We start from the raw sequence: 17,603 nt of genomic DNA on the forward strand, positions 1-17,603 counted from the left end.
AGAGTATAGAATGCTACAACTGCTTATTTTATGAGATTCTCTTTATGGCTGAGTACTTTGCTTTCAATGCCCAACACGCTGTTGATTATATTAAACACCTTATTAAAAATGACGGCCTAAATTGTTTTAAAAAAGAGACTGAATTGACAGCCTATGAGTTTGGCGATGGTAATTTAAATCTAGTATTTAGAATAAGCGACAAGCAAAATAATAGCGTTATTTTAAAGCAAGCCTTGCCTTATGCCCGTTGTGTGGGTGAATCATGGCCATTAACGCTTGATCGAGCACGCATTGAAGCTGAGGTTTTACTCAATCACGGTGTATTAAGTCCTGACTACACGGCAAAAGTTTTACACCACAATCCAGAGCAAGCGCTGACTATTTTAGAAGATCTCGGCCACTTACAAATTTTGCGCAGCGCACAAATAAACGCAGAGCAATTTCCGCTACTCGGCCAGCATGTTGCACATTACCTCAGCCATACCGGTTTTTATAACTCAGATTTTTACTTAGCCGCACAAGATAAAAAAGCCAAAGTCAGTCAGTTTACTAATCCTGAATTGTGCCAAATTACTGAAGACTTATTTTTTAACGATATTCTGCGTGAACATGAGCGCAATAACTACCCAAGCAAACTGCAAAGCACTGTTAGTAAATTGCAAAATAATGCCGCACTGCACTTAGCGATCGCAAAACTTAAAGCGAGGTTTTTATCATGCCCGCAAACATTACTGCATGGCGATATGCATAGCGGTAGTATTTTTGTGGATCAAAATACCACTAAGATGATCGACCCTGAATTTGGCTTTTTTGGTCCAGTTGGCTTTGATATCGGCTCATTTATCGGTAATTTACTATTAAACTATTGCGCGCAAAACGCCCGCATTAATGAATTTGTTATTCGCCGTAACTACCAGACACATCTATTAACTTGCCTGCAAGAAAGTTACTCTTTATTTGAGCAGCACTGGCTGACATTAATTGCAAAGCATACAACAGATAATAATTTAAAAGCCGCCGGTTATGGCGAGTATTTTATGCAACAAGTATTGCAAGACGCGATTGGTTACTGTGGAACCGAGCTGATACGCCGTACCATTGGCTTAGCCCATGTTGCTGACATTGATGGCATTGAAGACGAACAAGCGCGTTTAGAGGTGCAACGCCATACCTTAGCGCTGGGCGAGCAATTAATGCTTAACGCTCATACCTGCAATAATAAAGAAGCATTTTTCTCCTTATTAATTAGCCAACTAAATTAAGTTTATAAAATAGCAAAGGCACTTTGTTAAGGCCTTTATCAATCTATTTTGAGCAGACCTATTACCTAGCTTTACATTATTGGTAATTTTCATACATTTTATCAAGTGGCTCTGACAGGCCATTTTCTTGCACAACGCGAACATGCTGGCGGCCAAGTTCTCGGGCACTAAATACCCCACATGAGTGGGCAATTAAACCTGCACCGTAATGAATATACTTATTGTAGTTGGCGACACGCTGCGCTTTATCGGCTACATCTAAGCCTTTTTGTAAACGCTCGTTATGCGTTGTGATCCCCGTTGGGCAAGTGTCTTTATTGCACTGCAGCGCTTGAATACACCCCAAAGCAAACATATGACCACGTGCAGAGACAACAAAGTCAGCGCCCAATGCTAATGCCCAAGCTACCTTTGACGGCACAATGAGCTTACCAGATGCTATAACTTTGATTCGTTCACGTAAGCCATGCTTTTCCAGCATATTAACGACTAAGGGTAAACTTTCTCGAAGCGGTAACCCAACTGAGTCCATAAGCGGTTGGGGCGCAGCACCCGTGCCGCCATCAGCACTATCGATTGTAATAAAGTCAGGTGCAGACTCAATACCACGGTGATTGATCTCAGCAAATAAGGTTTCTAACCAAGCATAAGCACCGATCACCGCTTTAAAACCAGTCGGTTTGCCTGTGACTGCACGCACTTTAGCAACCATATCTAATATATCTGCAGGTGTTTTTACTTCTAAGTGCCCATTTGGACTAATCGAATCATGTCCTTGGGGTATGCCACGAATAGCGGCAATTTCTGCGGTGACCTTTTTGCCTGGTAACATACCGCCCTTACCTGGCTTTGCACTACACCGAAAGTAACCCCATTGATAACCTACACTGAAAGTAATAAGTTATTGACACAAAGTTAAGGTATTTCGATGTCAAAATCAAAAATAATTTACATTAATAAGTTTTATCCAACAGAATTACATGTTGATTTTTCTTCAAAGGAAAAAGGTTATCAAGTCCTGAAAGAGTTATCAGGATACTTACCAAAATTCCCAATAATTGTTCAAAGTAATTCTCTTCCGTGGAGAATTGGTAATTTATACCTTGTAAGATTAGTTCTCGATTATAAAGGTCCTCAATACAACCCTGAGACGCATAAACAAAAAGCCATAGCTCTAGTTGAATATTTACGCTTCCTAGAAAGTGAGAACCTGCACTATGCTCAGTTTCCCGTTCAAAAGAGAAGACGCCCAACATATAGATTTCGTAACTACCTTTTAGATCTTGTGTCTAAGAATGAAATGGCTATTTCGACTGCTCAATCTCGAATAAATCAGGTAATAAGTTTCTATAAAACGGTTGTTGAATGGGGGTTATTGGAAAAGTCGCTGATAAAAGATGGGCTTGCTTTTGAACAAATAGAAAAAACTATCTCTTATATAAACAACACTGGTTTTTCGAAGTCTTTAGCCATCACTTCAACTGACTTAGCTATATCTAGTAATAATGCTCCATCAGACCCTGATGCGATAATGGATGAGGGTAGGCTTAAACCCTTAACCCCCTCTCAACAAATAATATTATTAGATACGCTTAAAGGCTTTAGCAGAGGAATAGAACTATTTTTCCTAGTCGCTCTTTATACAGGTGCCAGATTGCAAACTATAGGGACTCTTAGAATTCGGCACTTGAAGAATGTGCTTCGTTGGGAGGATGGATACGCGATAATTCCCTACGGTGGCTCCTACGATTTAGACGGTAAGAAAGGAAGATTAGGGCAACTTTGGGTTCCCAAATCACTTTTAGACGACTTGCTCACTTACGCCAATAGTCAAGCAGCAATAGATAGAAGGAAAAGCTCATTTTATGGGGAGTCTGATGATAATTATCTGTTTCTAACTCGTAACGGGACTCCATATTATACCAGCCGAAAAGAGACGAATGAACGAAGAGATGCCGATGCAGATTATCGAGTAGATGGGGAACATGCCATAGAAGATGAAAGCTTAAAAAAGGGGGAAGCGATAGGTGTATTAATTAGGCAAGAGATTTTGCCTAAAATTAGAATCACGCATCCCCATTTCCCATCTTTTTCAATTCATGATTTACGGGCCACCTACGGTATGAACTTACTTGAAGCCTGCTATCGATTAATAGATCGAGAAAACTTTATTCGAAAGGAAAAGAAACAACCGCTTATCGGTTATTCAAACGCTGTAGATGTTGTTCAAATAAGGCTGAATCACAAAAGTAGATCTGTTACAGAGCGTTACCTGAAGTACAGAGATAGGTCAAAATGGAAAGCGAAACTCATTAGCGAATTTGAAAGCAGGCTTATTGGTGAAATGAGTATTGAGGTTGAGGACGAAACCTCTGCAAGTACATGTTTGATAATCAATAGAGAGGTTGCGAGTGCTTAAATTCGAAGTTAGAAAGCAAACTATAGTCAACTTCAAAGATAAAGATGTTGAGCTAATCCACCCCGAACAGACGGTAATTGAATTTAACAATCTAAAATCAGATATCGGTAAAATATGCTTTACCAAGCGACAACCTGCACTTCGGGCTAAGGATTGTACGGTTGTTCTTAGCAGTTTAGATATGAAGCGATTAGAAATTGCATCGTTGCTTGCTGATGACTTTTTAAATGAGAATAATATTGACACTGCAAAAACAAAATTGCATGACCGAATACGTTTTTTTGATTTTATTGATGAACATTTAAAAAGTAGTATCGATTTTAAAAATGACCAATCATTACTATATGCTTACAAGCAATACTCACAACATCTAAATGAAAGGGTATCCTCAGGTGCAATTATCAATAGAAAGCAAGACAAAATGGCACCTCGTTATGCTGCCGTACTTCAGTCGGCAGCACGGAAGGTAATATCATTCGCCACAGGACTAAAGGACAAGCAGATTAAGCTTACTTCACACATAGTGTTGAAGGAAACGCACAAAGACCGTGCCGCAGTACAGGCAAAGCTTGCTCGAACCCACGACGATGTTGAGTATCAATTTAATTGTTTGCGATCATTTGTTGATATGGCCCATGAGGTTCTAGTTAAGAACAAGCACCTCCCCTATTCATTTACAAGACCTGACCATCCGAACGGATATTTTCACCCAGCCTTTGTAACAAATGCTGATGCTTGGCTAACGGCTGAACTTATAGCACATGATTCGATTATGGATTATGCCACTTGGAGTTCGAATATCAGAAAATACAATGCTGGCTTGACTGAGCTACAAATCAAAAGAAAGTCCAGTACCACTATGTATAAAATTTCTTATACGGATTCGTATCAGGCATCGTTAGATAAGTACAGTACGGTAAAAAAAAGACTAGCTAACCATGCCATGAGAGCGGCAGCAGGGTTATTTGCAATGGCAACAGGGACTGATACAACAAGTGTTAGCAATGTTGAAGTTAACACGCTTGAGTTTAGTCAAACGACAAAAAGTTGGAGAACCAGTGGAACGAAGCTAAGAGCGAAAGGACGCACAGTTTATCCCGAATTTGGAGTGAGGTTTGTCCCGATAATGCAAAAAATATTAGACTTACGACAATATATATTGCGTGGGTTAGGGATGGAATCAAAATGGATTTTTGTAAAGTTTGTTTTAACCACTGGCTCTGAGAAATTAGCCAAGGGCGCACTTGCTAGAAATAGTCCTACGAGTCTCTTGTTGAAAAATTTATATGATAATTTCAATTGGGTTCTTTGCAGCGAAGCTCGTGATCATAGGGTTCTTGAAATTAACAAGCTTGCTGAAGGCGATATTGAAAAGTCTGCCTCTTTAAGTGACCATTCAGTTGAGGTTGAAAGAAAAAGCTACTTGAAGGTTCATCCTGATGATGCACACAAGGAACTAAGTAGTTATGTTGACAGCGTTCATCGCTGGGCAAAGGATAAAACCCGAACAAAAAATAAAATTGATGTAGCAGTGCTTTATACTGGTAAGGGCGACGAAATCCCTGCTGGTCAGTGTAATGAACTAAATAACGCTCATTTGATAGATGGGTTTACCGAACATGCCCCACAGCCTGATTGTCGGAAGTTTGAAAATTGTCTCTTTTGCGATAAATATGCAGTTCATGCCGACGAAACAGACATCAGAAGATTGCTGAGTATACGCTACTTAGCCACTAACATTCGTGGCAGTAGAGGAACTCTTGAAGATTATGAATCGCGTTGGGGAACTATCATATATCGTATTGATGAAATATTAGACGAAATATCTTCTACTCTTTCAGATGAAAGCAAACTTATTAAAAAAATATCGAGGGAAGTAGAAGAAAACGAGGAATTGGATGAGTTCTGGAGTATCCACTTAGATGCTCTGATTGATATTGGAGTGGTTACATGAGTGTGCTGGAAGCATTTAAAGTTGATGGGAGCTATGTTCCTGAGTTATTACCCGACGATCCAGAGCTACTGTCTATCAAGGGAGATGCGTTTGTCATATCTCGTGGTAGAGATGGCTCAGTAAAGAGCACATATGGAAGTAAAAGTTGGGACTTATCCACCTTAAATCCTTCAGGCGAAAGAGCTATATTTAGGTTCACTAGCTGGCTGGACGACAATGCAAATACGAATGACCTGACAACTCAAATAACAGGGCAAATGAAACAAATAATGTTTGCTCGTTTATTTTGCTATACAAAGACAAAGCGTGTCCCTAATAGTTTCAAAATGGCACCCTTAAATCTTTTGGCAAAACTGGCACATAGCAAAAGAACAACGATATTTAATCTCTTGATAGAAGATAAATATCATTCGTTAATAGTCAATAATTATAGTAACGCAGCAAAAGATACTCAGCGGCATCTATTGCGATTGATAGATGAAATAGCTGTTTTCACAAGTGAAAACAAGCTCAATGATCTTCACCAAACACGCGCAACTCCGATATTCGAGCTTCTTCATGCCTTGGCTTCAGTTGAAGTAAGTATAGAAGATATCGACTATGAACTTAGCCAAACACCTATTATCCCATCCAGAATCTATGCTGAGTTTATAAGCTCATTGAGTGGTGAGCTTGATGAAGCAAAAAAAATTGCCTCGAAGATTGTTCGTCTATATGAAGCGAGATATTCATTTGAACATTCGAAAGGCTATGAGGCTTTTGGAAGGCCGCATTCAAAAGTAAAGGGAATCAAAGGTGCTACTCTGTGGAGCGAAGAAATAAAAAAATTTGGACTACAGAGAAATTTTAATCGATTAGGTATAGATAATTGGAAAAGCTTACGGCTGTACTTATTAAGAAAAGCTTGGGTATGTAGGTATTGGATCATGCTTTTTACAGGAATGCGGCGTGGTGAAATGTTAAAGCTCCCGTTCAACTGTTTACAAACAGCAATTACTAAGTCAGGTAAAACAGTAACAATTAAAGGGTATACGCATAAAACGTTAGGGACAGGTCAGCTAATACCTGCCGAATGGATAAGCGGGCCTATTATTGAGAAAGCGATCATCGTTGCGAAGGCTATTGCCCAAGTAAACGGCTTCATAAATAGTTTTGACATGTCCGAGAAAAATATCGGTATGTACCCACTTTTTCCAGCTTTTACGATCACTAAGCACAACAATGATTCTAGCACTTGGACGTATCCTAGCGCCCCTCTTCAAACTTGGACTAAACATCCTTACCATAAATCTATTGATGGCATAGTCGTTACGCAGGAAGATATTGAAGAGCTTAATAAATTTATGGCGTTTCGTGACTGGGAAGGAAGTGACTCTATTAAGCTAGGTGAGCACTGGCCTATTGCTCCACACCAATGCAGACGCTCGTTAGCTGTCTATGCCGCAAGATCTAAAGATGTATCATTAGGTGTTCTAAAGCATCAATTTAAGCACCTAACAAAAGAAATGACTCTGTATTACCAAAACCGTTCAGCATGGGCGGTTAATATTATCAACTCAGAAGATGAGGGGCTAGAGGATGTTGCTGGACTAATTAGAACAATTGAACTGGAACGGAAACTATCTGAGTTTTTATTGTTTGAGAAGGAGGTGATGAACAGTTCAGACCGCCTTTGGGGAGGGGAAGGAAACAGAATAGATTCAGCAAAGCAGAGGGGTATACCGCTAGTTATAGTTGAAGATAGGGAGTCTACCTTAGAGCGGTTTAAGCAAGGTCAGATGACATACAAAGAAGGGCCTTTAGGCGGATGCACTAATCCTGAACCTTGTGACAAAATTAGTTTAACCGTCATCGACAGTTGCGTTCCTTGCACTTGGGCTATAAACAACTCAGAAACCATTAACAAACTAGTTTCTGCTCTTAACCGTTTGCAACGACAACTATCACTATTTCCAAAGGGAAGTTTGTTTTTCAAGCAATTGAAAGATGAGGAGAAAAAGCTCATGAAAACGATTGACACCTATAGCGAGGCCATTAAGTATGACAAGTAAAAGTAATGCTGAAGATATTTACAGAAAAGCTCTTGCCAAGCTGATTCGTAAAGGGGTGAAAATTAGCGCGGACGCTGTAGCAAGAGAAGTTGGAAATAAACCTTCTGCGATCAGAAGCGATCGTATGCCTGATTTAGTGAAAGCAATTAACGATGCAGCCGAGGAGCAGGCTAAATTATCAGCAATATCAGCCGAAGAACAAGAAAAAGCAAAGAAAGAAATTTACAAGGCTAATGCCGATGACTACAAAAAAAAGTACAGTAAAGCGCTAGAAAAAATTGTATCGTTAGAAAATCAGGTTTGGGAGTTGCTTTCAGAAATAGAACAGTTGAAAAGCCACGGTAAGATTCTTACCTTTAATAGAAAAAATAACGTAAAGCTAAGTGACTTCAACGATGAAAGTTGAAATGTACTAGCTCAGGCTTGCTCTGACAGTTTACCAGTTTTTTAATATAGGCAACTGTCAGATCTTGTCTGAACTAATACAGGTAATTACACTAGTGCAATTCAAGGAGATCCATACATTAAATTCACTTGATCTTGTAAGTAATTAGCTATCATTTCTAGCTCATCCAAACCACCTGCAAGCATTATTAATAAAGCACTCTTTTCATCGAACTGCTTATTCGGCTTATGAATCCAGTTATTCGACTGAGCGCCAATCGATAACAATATCCTCAGCGATCTTTGAAGTAACTCAGAATATTATCTAACTCTCCACGCAAAACAGCTAGCATCAAAGGTGTCCAACCGTCATTGTCTTGTTTTTCAATATCGTTTGACTTGTTACTCATTCAAATACAACTCCGCCATGTCATCTAGCTTAGCCTTGACTTCTTTCCAATTTGGCATCACTTGCGTTAGCAAACGCCAGAAACGCTCGCTGTGATTGTGTTCTGCAATATGGCAAAGCTCATGTAGTATCACATAATCTATACACTCCTTAGGGGCTTTAATTAAGTGAGGGTTTAGCATCAAGTTACCTTTGCTTGAGCAGCTTCCCCATTGCTTTTTCATTGCCATTACACGAAAAGATGGAATGCCTTTTACCCAAGTGGCTTTTGGCAGTAGTTCTGCAAGCCGCTCGTGAAAAATGGCTTTTGCTTTATGTTGATACCATTTGTCGATAAGTGGTTTAATTTTAATCACCCGATCATCAATACTTTTACTAGCTTCATCCTTTATTGTGACGTTCAATTTGCCTCGGCTGAGCTTCACATTGGGCACTTTTTCAGTATCAACAATAACCTTGAGCACATAACGCTTTCCCAAATAAAATTGCGTTTCGCCACTCACATAACGCTTATGTGATACCGTATCTTTTTGCTTTGCGAAGTCATTAATGCTTTGCCATACCCACCTTGCACGCTTGTGCATGGCATCAACAATAGCATCTTCGCTCGCATCATAAGGTACAGTTGCAACAACACGTTGATCAGGGTGAACCTTAATAATGACCTTACGTGCTACTTTTTTAGCGGTATCACTAGGCTTTGGTTTACGAATAACGTCATAGCAAATGGTGTCGTTACCATAAGTAAAAACACCGTGTTCTTTGGTTGTTGCGCTGCTTTTTTCAGAATGAATAGCAGCGGCTACCGTTTTTTGCGTCACTTACATTAGCCTCTAGCTATGCCTAATCGGGTTATCTTTAACACTTCTTCAATCAGCTTTTGTGCGTTATCAAGGCCAAGCTCAGCAAACAGTATAGGTAATAACTTCATGTGAATAGCGTTTTCAATCTCCGCAGGGTTAATGGAATACTCAGCAACCGCATCATTTACGACAGCGTCAATATCAAAAGCAAGCGCTACCAGCTTATCGTTATCCAGTGCCTTTTCAGTTAAAAGCTCACTATCGAATAAATGTTTGAACAGGCCAAAATAGGCTTGGGCATGTTTGTTTAACTTGCCTGCGTCATCCATAAAGTCATTGGGAACATCAGCCATTTTGCGGTCTTTCACTTCTTGCTCAAAATCAGCGAACAATATGTACTGCTTTACTGGTGCATCAAACATCGCTTTGGCATCTTCAATCGCCTTTTTAAGCATCTTAGAGAAATATTCTTGAGCATAAGGGTCATCTGCTAAGTCTTGCTCAATCATCTTGGTGATACGGCCAGTGATTTTATCTGTTTGGTTACGAGCCTCGTCATCACTCATATCCTGCGGCTTAACGTCTTTGCCCAAGTTACCCACTAAATATGCGCCATCTGGCTCTTTTACTTCAATACCCGCTATGTGTTTATCGAGTAAGCTACGTATATCTTCTGCGTATTCATCATAATTAATGGTTTCATCGGCATCTTCACGTACTTGCTTGCGCAAATCGACAAAGGCTTTTAGGTCACGTTTGTACAAGTCACGTTTGTTATCGAAAGACTTATCTTCAAAGTAGGTTGCTGATTGCAATGCTACTTTCATACAGTTTGAAAATGCAGTTAGAGCTGAGTAAAAGTCATCACGCTTTTTAAGGTTGGTATCGACAAGCTTGCCATCGACATCTTGCACTTTAGGCGCTAACGCTTGGCGAAGTGCTGGGCCATCTTGCTTGTTTTTAACCCCATCAAATATCGCCCATAAATCGCTATGCAGCCCCGGAAGTTTTTTGTATTCCGTATCCATGCGATTATACAAACCTTTCAGATCGTCAATATCAAAACCGCCTTGGGTACGTTCTGCAAGGTCTTGATATTTCTCAATGGTGGTATCAAGCTCTTTTAAAATGCCTCGGTAATCAATTAAGTAACCAAACTGCTTTTTACTATGCAGACGGTTTACGCGGGCAATGGCTTGAATCAGGTTGTGCTCTTTTAGGGGTTTATCAATATACAGTACGGTGTTCTTTGGCTCGTCAAAGCCCGTTAGCAGTTTATCAACCACTATCATGATGTCAGGGCCGTCATCTCTGCCAAAGTCTTCAATAATGGCTTTGGTGTAGGCTTTTTCGTCCATTTTATCAACATTGGTTTTCCACCAATTTTGTACAATGTCTTTGCTTTCTTGATCAACTACATCGTGCCCCTCACGCGTGTCAGGAGCCGACATCGCCACAACCGATGTAACCGTGCCTATTTTATCCAATGCCTTCTTATAACGAATAGCAGAGGCTTTGGAGTCACAGGCTAACTGGCCCTTTAATCCTTGCTGTTTAAAGTTTTGGAAGTGGTCGGCAATATCGTATGCAATTAAATCAATTCTGCCTTCAGTTTGGTATATCTGACCTTTTTGAGAAAACTTCTTCTTCAGATCGGTTTTTTGTTTATCTGTAAGTTTACTGGTGCTGCGTTCAAACCAAGCGTCAATGGCTTTGTCGTTAATGTTCAGCTCTGGAATACGCTCTTCATACAGGAGCGGAGTCACGGTTTTATCTTCAACCGCTTGCTGCATGGTGTAAGAGTGAATAATTTTACCGAATTTATTTTCAGTCTTATCGTCTTTTAACAGTGGTGTCCCCGTAAAGGCAATATAGGCTGCTTTAGGCAGCGTTTGCTGCATACGGATATTATTTTCACCATTCTGACTACGGTGGCCTTCATCCACTAATACAATAATGTTTGGGCTGTCGTTGTAGCATTCTTTGTACTTAATCGCTGAGCCAAACTTGTTAATGATCGAGAAGATAACTCGCTCATTACCTTTACCAATTTGTTCAGCTAAACGCTTACCAGTTGTTGCCATCGCATCTTTTTTATCTCGGTCAGTTAATACACCACCAGATGCAAAGGTTCGGCTTAGCTGATCTTCCAAGTCCACACGGTCTGTTACGATGATCACTCGGCATTGCGCCAACTCTTCTAGCCAAATAAGTGCTTTGGATAAAAACACCATAGTAAATGACTTACCGCTGCCTGTGGTGTGCCAAATAACTCCACCTTCACGAGCACCTGAATCATCAAACGTATTAATGCGTTCAATAAGTGCTTTTATGCCAAATACCTGTTGATATCGAGCTACAATCTTGCCTGCTTTTTTATCAAACAAGGTAAACAGGCGAGTCATATCAAGCAGGCGCTCAGGGCGAAGCAAGCTAACAATAAGCCTATCTTGGTCGGTAACGGTTAAGTCTCCTGCTGCGACCAATGAAAGGTAGTCATTTTTCGCTTTGGCAGAACGATGATTAAACAGCCCATTTAATTGTTGATCGCTCAGTTTATGATTTTTTAGCCTGACAAATTCCGCATCAGGTATTTGTTCTTCCTTCCACTTAGCCCAAAACTTTTCAGGGGTGCCGCATGTGGCATATAAGCCTTCATGCCCATTTACTGCTAGTAGCAATTGGCTATAGGCATACAAGTGAGGAATTTCAGCCTGACCTTGGTTTCGAATGTGCTGAGAAATCGCTTCAGCGTTGGTCGATTTACCTTCTTTATTAGAATCAGGGCGCTTCGCCTCTATAACCACTAATGGCAATCCATTCACAAAACACACAATATCTGGAATTCGATTACCAGTACCTTCGGCATTCTGAACCACTAATTCTTCGGTACAATGAAAGTGGTTGTTGTCGATGTTATGCCAATCAATCAGCTTTATAGTGGGGGAAGCTTTTTTACCGTCTATGAATTCAGTGACACTAATGCCGTACATCAACGCATTGTAGATTTTCTCGCTGGCTGCTTTTAACCCTAGGTTCATAGCAGGATTCAGCTCATGCATCACCTTATCAATTGCTGCCTCTGATAATGTATGTTGCTTACCTGCAAACGAGAACGTTTGCTTTGCTAAGAAAGCACGCATTACAGGGAGTAAAATAACCTGATGAGTGCTTTTCTTTTCGTTTGCTAAAGTATTGCCACGTAGCGCTTCGCATTCACTTGGGGGAATGAAGGTGTAACCCAAGTTGGTTAACAATGTCAGTGCGGGTATTTTTGCGCTGAATTCTTCTTGGAAGTTGGGAGTTTGTTTATCCATTCGCTACGACCGTCCTTTAGATAAGTTTTTTACAATTTCACCAACTCCGGGCATTGTTGGGCCATGCTCTTGCTGTAACAAACCAGTTTCAGTTCTACTAAATAGAGCTTGTAAAACAATATCTCTAGCATCTTTGTCTAATTCTGATTCATTGATTAGGGAGAGATATAAATAAGTGAGTTGTTCTCTTTCTTCTGCGTCACGCATTAAATGGAACGAGCTAAATGCTAGTCTGGAAAGCACTTTCATTAAATACGCAAAGGCAGCAGCAAATGAGCCAAAAAGAATAACGCCTTGAATTGTATTTAGCTTCACATCGGTCTCTTGACCTTGCAGCCAAGTAACAAAAAACTCTCGAAAATATACTAACCCCAATAAAGAAAGCGCTATGATACTTAGCGTCCACAATATGGCTTGTCTGCCATACTTACTTGCTGCATTTTTCCAGTATTCAGCGGGTTTTTTGAGTCTCAGTTTCTCTTCGTAAGTTTTTTCTAACTCCCCAATTGCAGAACTCCAATCGTGAAGCTTTTCATCGAATTGTTTGTTGTGGTGTTTTATCCGCCTTTCACCAAGGTATTTATTGGCTTTAAAAAGCCTGTTGAATTGAACTCTGGTATCCTCATCCCATTCGTTAATACCTTTCTTTAAATCATCGACCTCAGAAAATAACTCATTTTTGGCATCGGAAAATGAGTTACGTAAGTGCCCCAGTGATACTTTTTCACCATTCCTGCGCTTAGTTATTTCTGAAGCTTGATTAACAAATTCGTAGCCCAACATAGCACCATTAAAGCTATCGATATTGTTTTGATTAGTTTCAACCTGACGCTTTGTAACATATTTGAGGAAGGCGGCTGCTGTCTGTTCATTATGCTCAATAAAACAGTTTACAAAAGTCTCTGAAGTAGCATCGCCACTCCAAAGCCACCTGCTTGATAAATGTCGAATTGAGTTTTGGTTTAACTCAATCATTTTTTGTTGAAACGTTGCGTCATCCCATTTAGCTAGTTCATCTTGCCAACTGTCGATAGTGTTTACTAATGTTTTAAAATAATTATGTGCGGACAATGTTGGGTCTGAAATATTTCGACTGTTTTTCGCATTTACAGCTTCATAATGTTCAGACCAGACTTGCAACTCTTTTTTTGCAAAGTTATGCAACGCTCTAAGGCTTTTAAAGTCTTGTCTAAACCCATTTATATCAGTTAGCTGAACGGATATTTCCTTGTCTTTCATTTCAAGCTCCTTATACCGAGACTCTACGCTTGCCAGTTAACAGTTGCTGCATCAGCGCTTTTTTCTCTTGTTTTAGGTCAGCGAGTTGTTGTTCTAATAACTCGATTTCTTGGTCTGCATTAACTAATACAGAGGCAATTTTTTGTTGTTCTTCATCACTTGGTCTAAAAACTGGACAATCCAACACCTCATCTTTGCGAAGATTTGTTTGTTTTACACCATCGTCAAATTGTAAGTAATAGCTATTTCTGTTTAAGGTGTAATATAAAAAGATTGAGTTGATTGATTTTGGACGAAACCTAGCAACACGCTGATTTACAGTGAATTTTTCAGAAGTATCCACGTACAAACATTTTGCAATAGCCTTTCCATTTGGCACATCACTCATGACCATTAAAACATCTCCCACATTAGCTAAGCAAAAGGCGGAGTCAGTAGTTTTTTTCACGAGTCCATCAGATGAAATATATTTAGAATTTACGACTAAGTATTTGCCATCTTCAACAATATGCTTTTCGTGACCTTTACCGTTATTAAATTCAACGACATCAGCCAACTTAACTTCTTCCCACTCCCCCTCAAACGGTTTACCTGAATCATCAAGTAGGCGCTTTTTGCCTGTGAGCAGTTGTTGCATGAGGGCTTTTTTCTGCTGCTTGCTGTTGTCGATTAGACGCTCGGTGGTGCTAATCGCTTTGTCCCAAGTGGATAGGATTTTGGCGATTTTGCGTTGTTCAGGAAGTGGAGGTAAGTGCATTGGGAATGACTTTAAAACGTCCATTTCAATCCCAGTTTGCCCTGATGTTCTTTGCGAATAAGATTCGATAATTTGAAGTAAATCATCCCTCTTTAAGAAGTAGTACATAAACTCCTGATCAACGCCTTTTTTAGGTGACGCTTTAATTAATGCAACATTATAAGCCCCTTCAATCCCCCGAAGAATTTGAAAAATTGGTGGCCCATACCTACCAATCATCACGTCATCCTTTGAACAGAATTTCTTGGCTAAATGTTTCGGAACATAGGTGACAAATTTATCAGTCTTATAGTCTCTTATTTGTATAAGCCTTATGTATCCTTCAGAAGGCTCAAATTTAAATGTATCACGTGGAGGTTGTGAGCCTCCAGAAAATGAAATATTGTCATCTATGCTTTTGTTTAACCAACCATTAGGCACCATAACCCAACTCCTTTAAGTAACCTTCCATTTCTACTTCAAGGGTTTGCAGTTCACTTTTAAGCTGGACACGTTCAGTGCGCACTGCCACTAAATCAATTTCTGCTTCTTCTTCAAAGGTATCAACGTAGCGAGGGATGTTGAGGTTAAAGTCGTTCTCTTTTATTTCGTCAAAACTGGCAAGATATGCGTATTTATCAACGCTTTCACGAGCTTTACAAGTGTCGATGATCTTTTGAATATTATCATCAGTTAACTGGTTTTGGTTTTTGCCTGATTTGAACTCACGACTGGCATCAATAAACAATACGTTTTTGTCTGTTTTGTACTTTTTAAATATCAATATAGCTGCTGGTATACCTGTGCCGAAGAACAACTTTTCTGGCAGGCCAATGACGGTATCCAGCAAGTTTTCTTCAATCAATTGTTTACGAATTTTCCACTCGCTTGATGCACGAAACAGCACGCCATGTGGCACTACTACCGCCATACGGCCAGTGTCTGGTTTTAGTGTTTCAATCATGTGGCTAATAAACGCATAATCGCCTTTGGTTTTTGGTGGTACACCACGGCGGAAACGCCCATAAGGGTCGCTACTGGCATCGTCATGCCCCCATTTGTCGAGGCTGAACGGTGGGTTAGCTGTTACTACATCAAAGTGCAATAAGCCGTTGCCGTCTTTATCAAGCAGCAATGGGTTACGAATGGTGTCGCCCCATTCAATACGGTGGTTGTCTTCACCGTGTAGGAACATGTTCATTTTGGCTAATGCCCAAGTAGAGCCAATCGCTTCTTGCCCAAATAATGCGTATTTCTTGGAGCCAGAGTTTTTACGCACCATAGCGCCACATTTTAATAGCAGCGAGCCACTGCCTGTACAAGGGTCACATATTTGGTCGCCCTCAACGGGTTCTAAAACGGTGGCTAAAAGGGTTGAGACTTCAGGCGGGGTGTAGTATTCACCAGCTGTCGCGCCACTGCCTGCGGCAAAGTGTTTAATGAGGTATTCATAGGCGTTACCGATAATATCTAAGCTGCCTACACGCTCTGTGCTTAGGTTTAAAATGTCTTTACCAAAGTCTTCTAATAAATGGCGTAGTAAATCGTTTTTTTGTTTTTCTTGGCCTAGGCGGTCAGTGTTAAAACTGATGTCTTGGAATACGTTTTTAAGCTTGCTGCCGTTAGCTTCCTCTAGTGCGTGTAGGGCTTTATCAATACGCTCACCGTTACCTGCTTCATAACGCTTTTCGTATAAATCCCAGAAACTTGCGCCCTCTGGCAACACAAAGCGTTGCTTCGACATCATGGCGTGGATCAGCTCTGGATTATCACCATATTGCGCAACAAGTTTGTTGTATTCGTCTTTATACACATCAGAGATGTACTTTAAAAACAGCATGGTGAGGATGAAGTCTTTATAGGTATCGGCACTGATCACACCACGGAAGGTGTCGCAGGCGGCCCATACTGCTTTGTTGATTTCATTTTGGTTAATTTGAGTGTTTGTCATTTGCTCTTATCCATATAGATTGCATCGCAGATACTTTCGTTCATCATATCTCCGTTACTAATAAGTTGTTGGTGAATAGCTCTTTGTTTAAGCCAGTTGTTATGAACTTTTGTTATATTTAGCTGAGTTTCTAAGCTTGGTAACATAATTTCCATTTCATTTAATGCCTTTGAGCTTATCTTGTTAATATTCGTCCCTTCATTTTGACTATCAAAGTACCGACGTCCGTGTTTAGAGTTCAAATACCAATTTAAATAATACGGGTTAATCTTACTATCGTCGCATGATATTACTGCAACCTGGTTTGTGGTAACTGCTCGATAATTTTTATCAAATACAATCGATGAAAAAACTGGCCCTCTTAGTCTAATTAATAATTCTCCTTTCTTAATAATATGATGACCTAGATCTGACTCAGGGTTTACAGTAGGTGTTACTAAGTTATAACTTAAGCCTTCAGGTAGAATATCTTTTGCCTGAATTAATGATACGATTCCTTGTTTCCCTAAGTCTTTAATTGCTGACTTAAAGGCCATCCCTAATCGAATCTCTGTAAGATTTTTCAACTTTATCATGGTACTTTAAGGGGGATTGCTCCCCCTTATCCTTTAAGAAATCGTAAAAATCACTTGTTGCTCAAATTGAAACTCCCCAAAACTCCCGTTTGTGTGCCATTCAAACGATAAATGCGGAATAGTTTGGAAGATAGCTATAAAACAAGCATTTAAAATAGCCTGCTTTAAATAACTAGAACTTTGGTGTTTCTTTTGATACTTTGTGTCATGCATAGGCTTACTCCTGTTAGTTAATGCGCCGTCTATAAATCACAACCTAACTGGTACTTAGTTTGTGATTCTCTTTAAGCGGGTAGTACGACGCTACTACTCAGCTTGATTTATAGAGTAAGCCTAATATCAATTCAATGCAAGTAGTAGAACCCTACTATTACCCTTTGTTATTTTCTTTCTGGTTATATCCTCTTAATTATTAATTTTAAATCAAAAGCTTAACTTTAATTCTTTTAAGGTGATATTTTTCAAAAAATCATCTATTTCTTATTATGGATGATAATATGCTA

13 protein-coding genes and 1 pseudogene are annotated in these 17,603 nt (G+C 39.8%); 5 read left to right on the plus strand and 9 right to left on the minus strand.

Translation table 11 applies throughout. The annotated features are described in order from the left end of the window. Positions 1-44: 44 nt before the first annotated feature. Entirely contained in the window at positions 45-1,262 is a 1,218-nt protein-coding gene (gene mtnK / locus B5G52_RS03265) for an S-methyl-5-thioribose kinase (RefSeq protein ID WP_087531266.1), read from the plus strand. Between the two features lie 76 nt (positions 1,263-1,338). On the opposite strand, the pseudogene B5G52_RS03270 reads toward mtnK, so the two are convergent. Further along, positions 1,339-2,115 (minus strand): annotated as a pseudogene (locus B5G52_RS03270) (glutamate synthase-related protein); the annotation flags it as partial. A 75-nt stretch (positions 2,116-2,190) separates the two neighbouring features. Here B5G52_RS03270 and B5G52_RS03275 point away from each other — a divergent pair. From B5G52_RS03275 to B5G52_RS03290, 4 genes are read left to right on the plus strand one after another with little or no spacing between them, the layout of a single operon-like run. After that, positions 2,191-3,681: a hypothetical protein gene (locus tag B5G52_RS03275; RefSeq protein ID WP_087531267.1), complete on the plus strand. Its 1,491-nt coding sequence runs from the start codon at positions 2,191-2,193 to the stop codon at positions 3,679-3,681. After that, positions 3,674-5,635 (plus strand): hypothetical protein, encoded by a 1,962-nt coding sequence (locus tag B5G52_RS03280; protein WP_087531268.1) that lies wholly within the window; start codon positions 3,674-3,676, stop codon positions 5,633-5,635. Before B5G52_RS03275 ends, B5G52_RS03280 begins: the two co-directional genes overlap by 8 nt. Continuing rightward, positions 5,632-7,686, plus strand: a complete 2,055-nt coding sequence (locus B5G52_RS03285) for a hypothetical protein (protein ID WP_087531269.1) — start codon at positions 5,632-5,634, stop codon at positions 7,684-7,686. Before B5G52_RS03280 ends, B5G52_RS03285 begins: the two co-directional genes overlap by 4 nt. Then, entirely contained in the window at positions 7,676-8,092 is a 417-nt protein-coding gene (locus B5G52_RS03290) for a hypothetical protein (protein ID WP_087531270.1), read from the plus strand. The genes B5G52_RS03285 and B5G52_RS03290 overlap by 11 nt, the downstream gene beginning before the upstream one ends. A gap of 271 nt (positions 8,093-8,363) precedes the next feature. Here B5G52_RS03290 and B5G52_RS22160 read toward each other — a convergent pair whose 3' ends face one another. From B5G52_RS22160 to B5G52_RS03325, 8 genes are read right to left on the minus strand one after another with little or no spacing between them, the layout of a single operon-like run. Next, positions 8,364-8,480, minus strand: a complete 117-nt coding sequence (locus B5G52_RS22160; RefSeq protein WP_140394292.1) for an ankyrin repeat domain-containing protein — start codon at positions 8,478-8,480, stop codon at positions 8,364-8,366. After that, the gene (locus B5G52_RS03295; RefSeq protein WP_087531271.1) at positions 8,473-9,300 is read right to left on the minus strand and encodes a M48 family metallopeptidase; all 828 of its coding nucleotides are present in this window, start codon (positions 9,298-9,300) and stop codon (positions 8,473-8,475) included. The genes B5G52_RS22160 and B5G52_RS03295 overlap by 8 nt, the downstream gene beginning before the upstream one ends. A gap of 5 nt (positions 9,301-9,305) precedes the next feature. Beyond that, positions 9,306-12,599: a type I restriction endonuclease subunit R gene (locus tag B5G52_RS03300; RefSeq protein ID WP_087531272.1), complete on the minus strand. Its 3,294-nt coding sequence runs from the start codon at positions 12,597-12,599 to the stop codon at positions 9,306-9,308. Positions 12,600-12,602: 3 nt separating this feature from the next. Next, positions 12,603-13,838, minus strand: coding sequence for a DUF6161 domain-containing protein (locus B5G52_RS03305; protein WP_087531273.1), 1,236 nt, complete (start codon positions 13,836-13,838; stop codon positions 12,603-12,605). 10 nt (positions 13,839-13,848) lie between these two features. Continuing rightward, a complete protein-coding gene (locus B5G52_RS03310; protein WP_087531274.1) occupies positions 13,849-15,018 on the minus strand; it encodes a restriction endonuclease subunit S in 1,170 nt (389 codons plus the stop codon). Next, positions 15,008-16,525, minus strand: coding sequence for a type I restriction-modification system subunit M (locus tag B5G52_RS03315; RefSeq protein ID WP_087531275.1), 1,518 nt, complete (start codon positions 16,523-16,525; stop codon positions 15,008-15,010). Before B5G52_RS03315 ends, B5G52_RS03310 begins: the two co-directional genes overlap by 11 nt. Then, positions 16,522-17,091, minus strand: a complete 570-nt coding sequence (locus B5G52_RS03320) for a restriction endonuclease subunit S (protein ID WP_176372490.1) — start codon at positions 17,089-17,091, stop codon at positions 16,522-16,524. The genes B5G52_RS03315 and B5G52_RS03320 overlap by 4 nt, the downstream gene beginning before the upstream one ends. 42 nt (positions 17,092-17,133) lie before the next feature. Next, the gene (locus tag B5G52_RS03325) at positions 17,134-17,313 is read right to left on the minus strand and encodes a hypothetical protein (RefSeq protein WP_087531277.1); all 180 of its coding nucleotides are present in this window, start codon (positions 17,311-17,313) and stop codon (positions 17,134-17,136) included. Positions 17,314-17,603 lie beyond the last annotated feature (290 nt).

The sequence above is a fragment of the Pseudoalteromonas sp. A601 genome, from assembly GCF_002165575.1.
Taxonomy (GTDB): domain Bacteria; phylum Pseudomonadota; class Gammaproteobacteria; order Enterobacterales; family Alteromonadaceae; genus Pseudoalteromonas.

Coding starts and splice junctions, on each gene's coding strand:
- mtnK (WP_087531266.1), top strand. CDS start 45: ATGGCTGAGTACTTTGCTTTCAATGCCCAACACGCTGTTGATTATATT.
- B5G52_RS03275 (WP_087531267.1), top strand. CDS start 2,191: ATGTCAAAATCAAAAATAATTTACATTAATAAGTTTTATCCAACAGAA.
- B5G52_RS03285 (WP_087531269.1), top strand. CDS start 5,632: ATGAGTGTGCTGGAAGCATTTAAAGTTGATGGGAGCTATGTTCCTGAG.
- B5G52_RS03290 (WP_087531270.1), top strand. CDS start 7,676: ATGACAAGTAAAAGTAATGCTGAAGATATTTACAGAAAAGCTCTTGCC.
- B5G52_RS22160 (WP_140394292.1), bottom strand. CDS start 8,480: ATGAGTAACAAGTCAAACGATATTGAAAAACAAGACAATGACGGTTGG.
- B5G52_RS03300 (WP_087531272.1), bottom strand. CDS start 12,599: ATGGATAAACAAACTCCCAACTTCCAAGAAGAATTCAGCGCAAAAATA.
- B5G52_RS03305 (WP_087531273.1), bottom strand. CDS start 13,838: ATGAAAGACAAGGAAATATCCGTTCAGCTAACTGATATAAATGGGTTT.
- B5G52_RS03310 (WP_087531274.1), bottom strand. CDS start 15,018: ATGGTGCCTAATGGTTGGTTAAACAAAAGCATAGATGACAATATTTCA.
- B5G52_RS03315 (WP_087531275.1), bottom strand. CDS start 16,525: ATGACAAACACTCAAATTAACCAAAATGAAATCAACAAAGCAGTATGG.
- B5G52_RS03325 (WP_087531277.1), bottom strand. CDS start 17,313: ATGCATGACACAAAGTATCAAAAGAAACACCAAAGTTCTAGTTATTTA.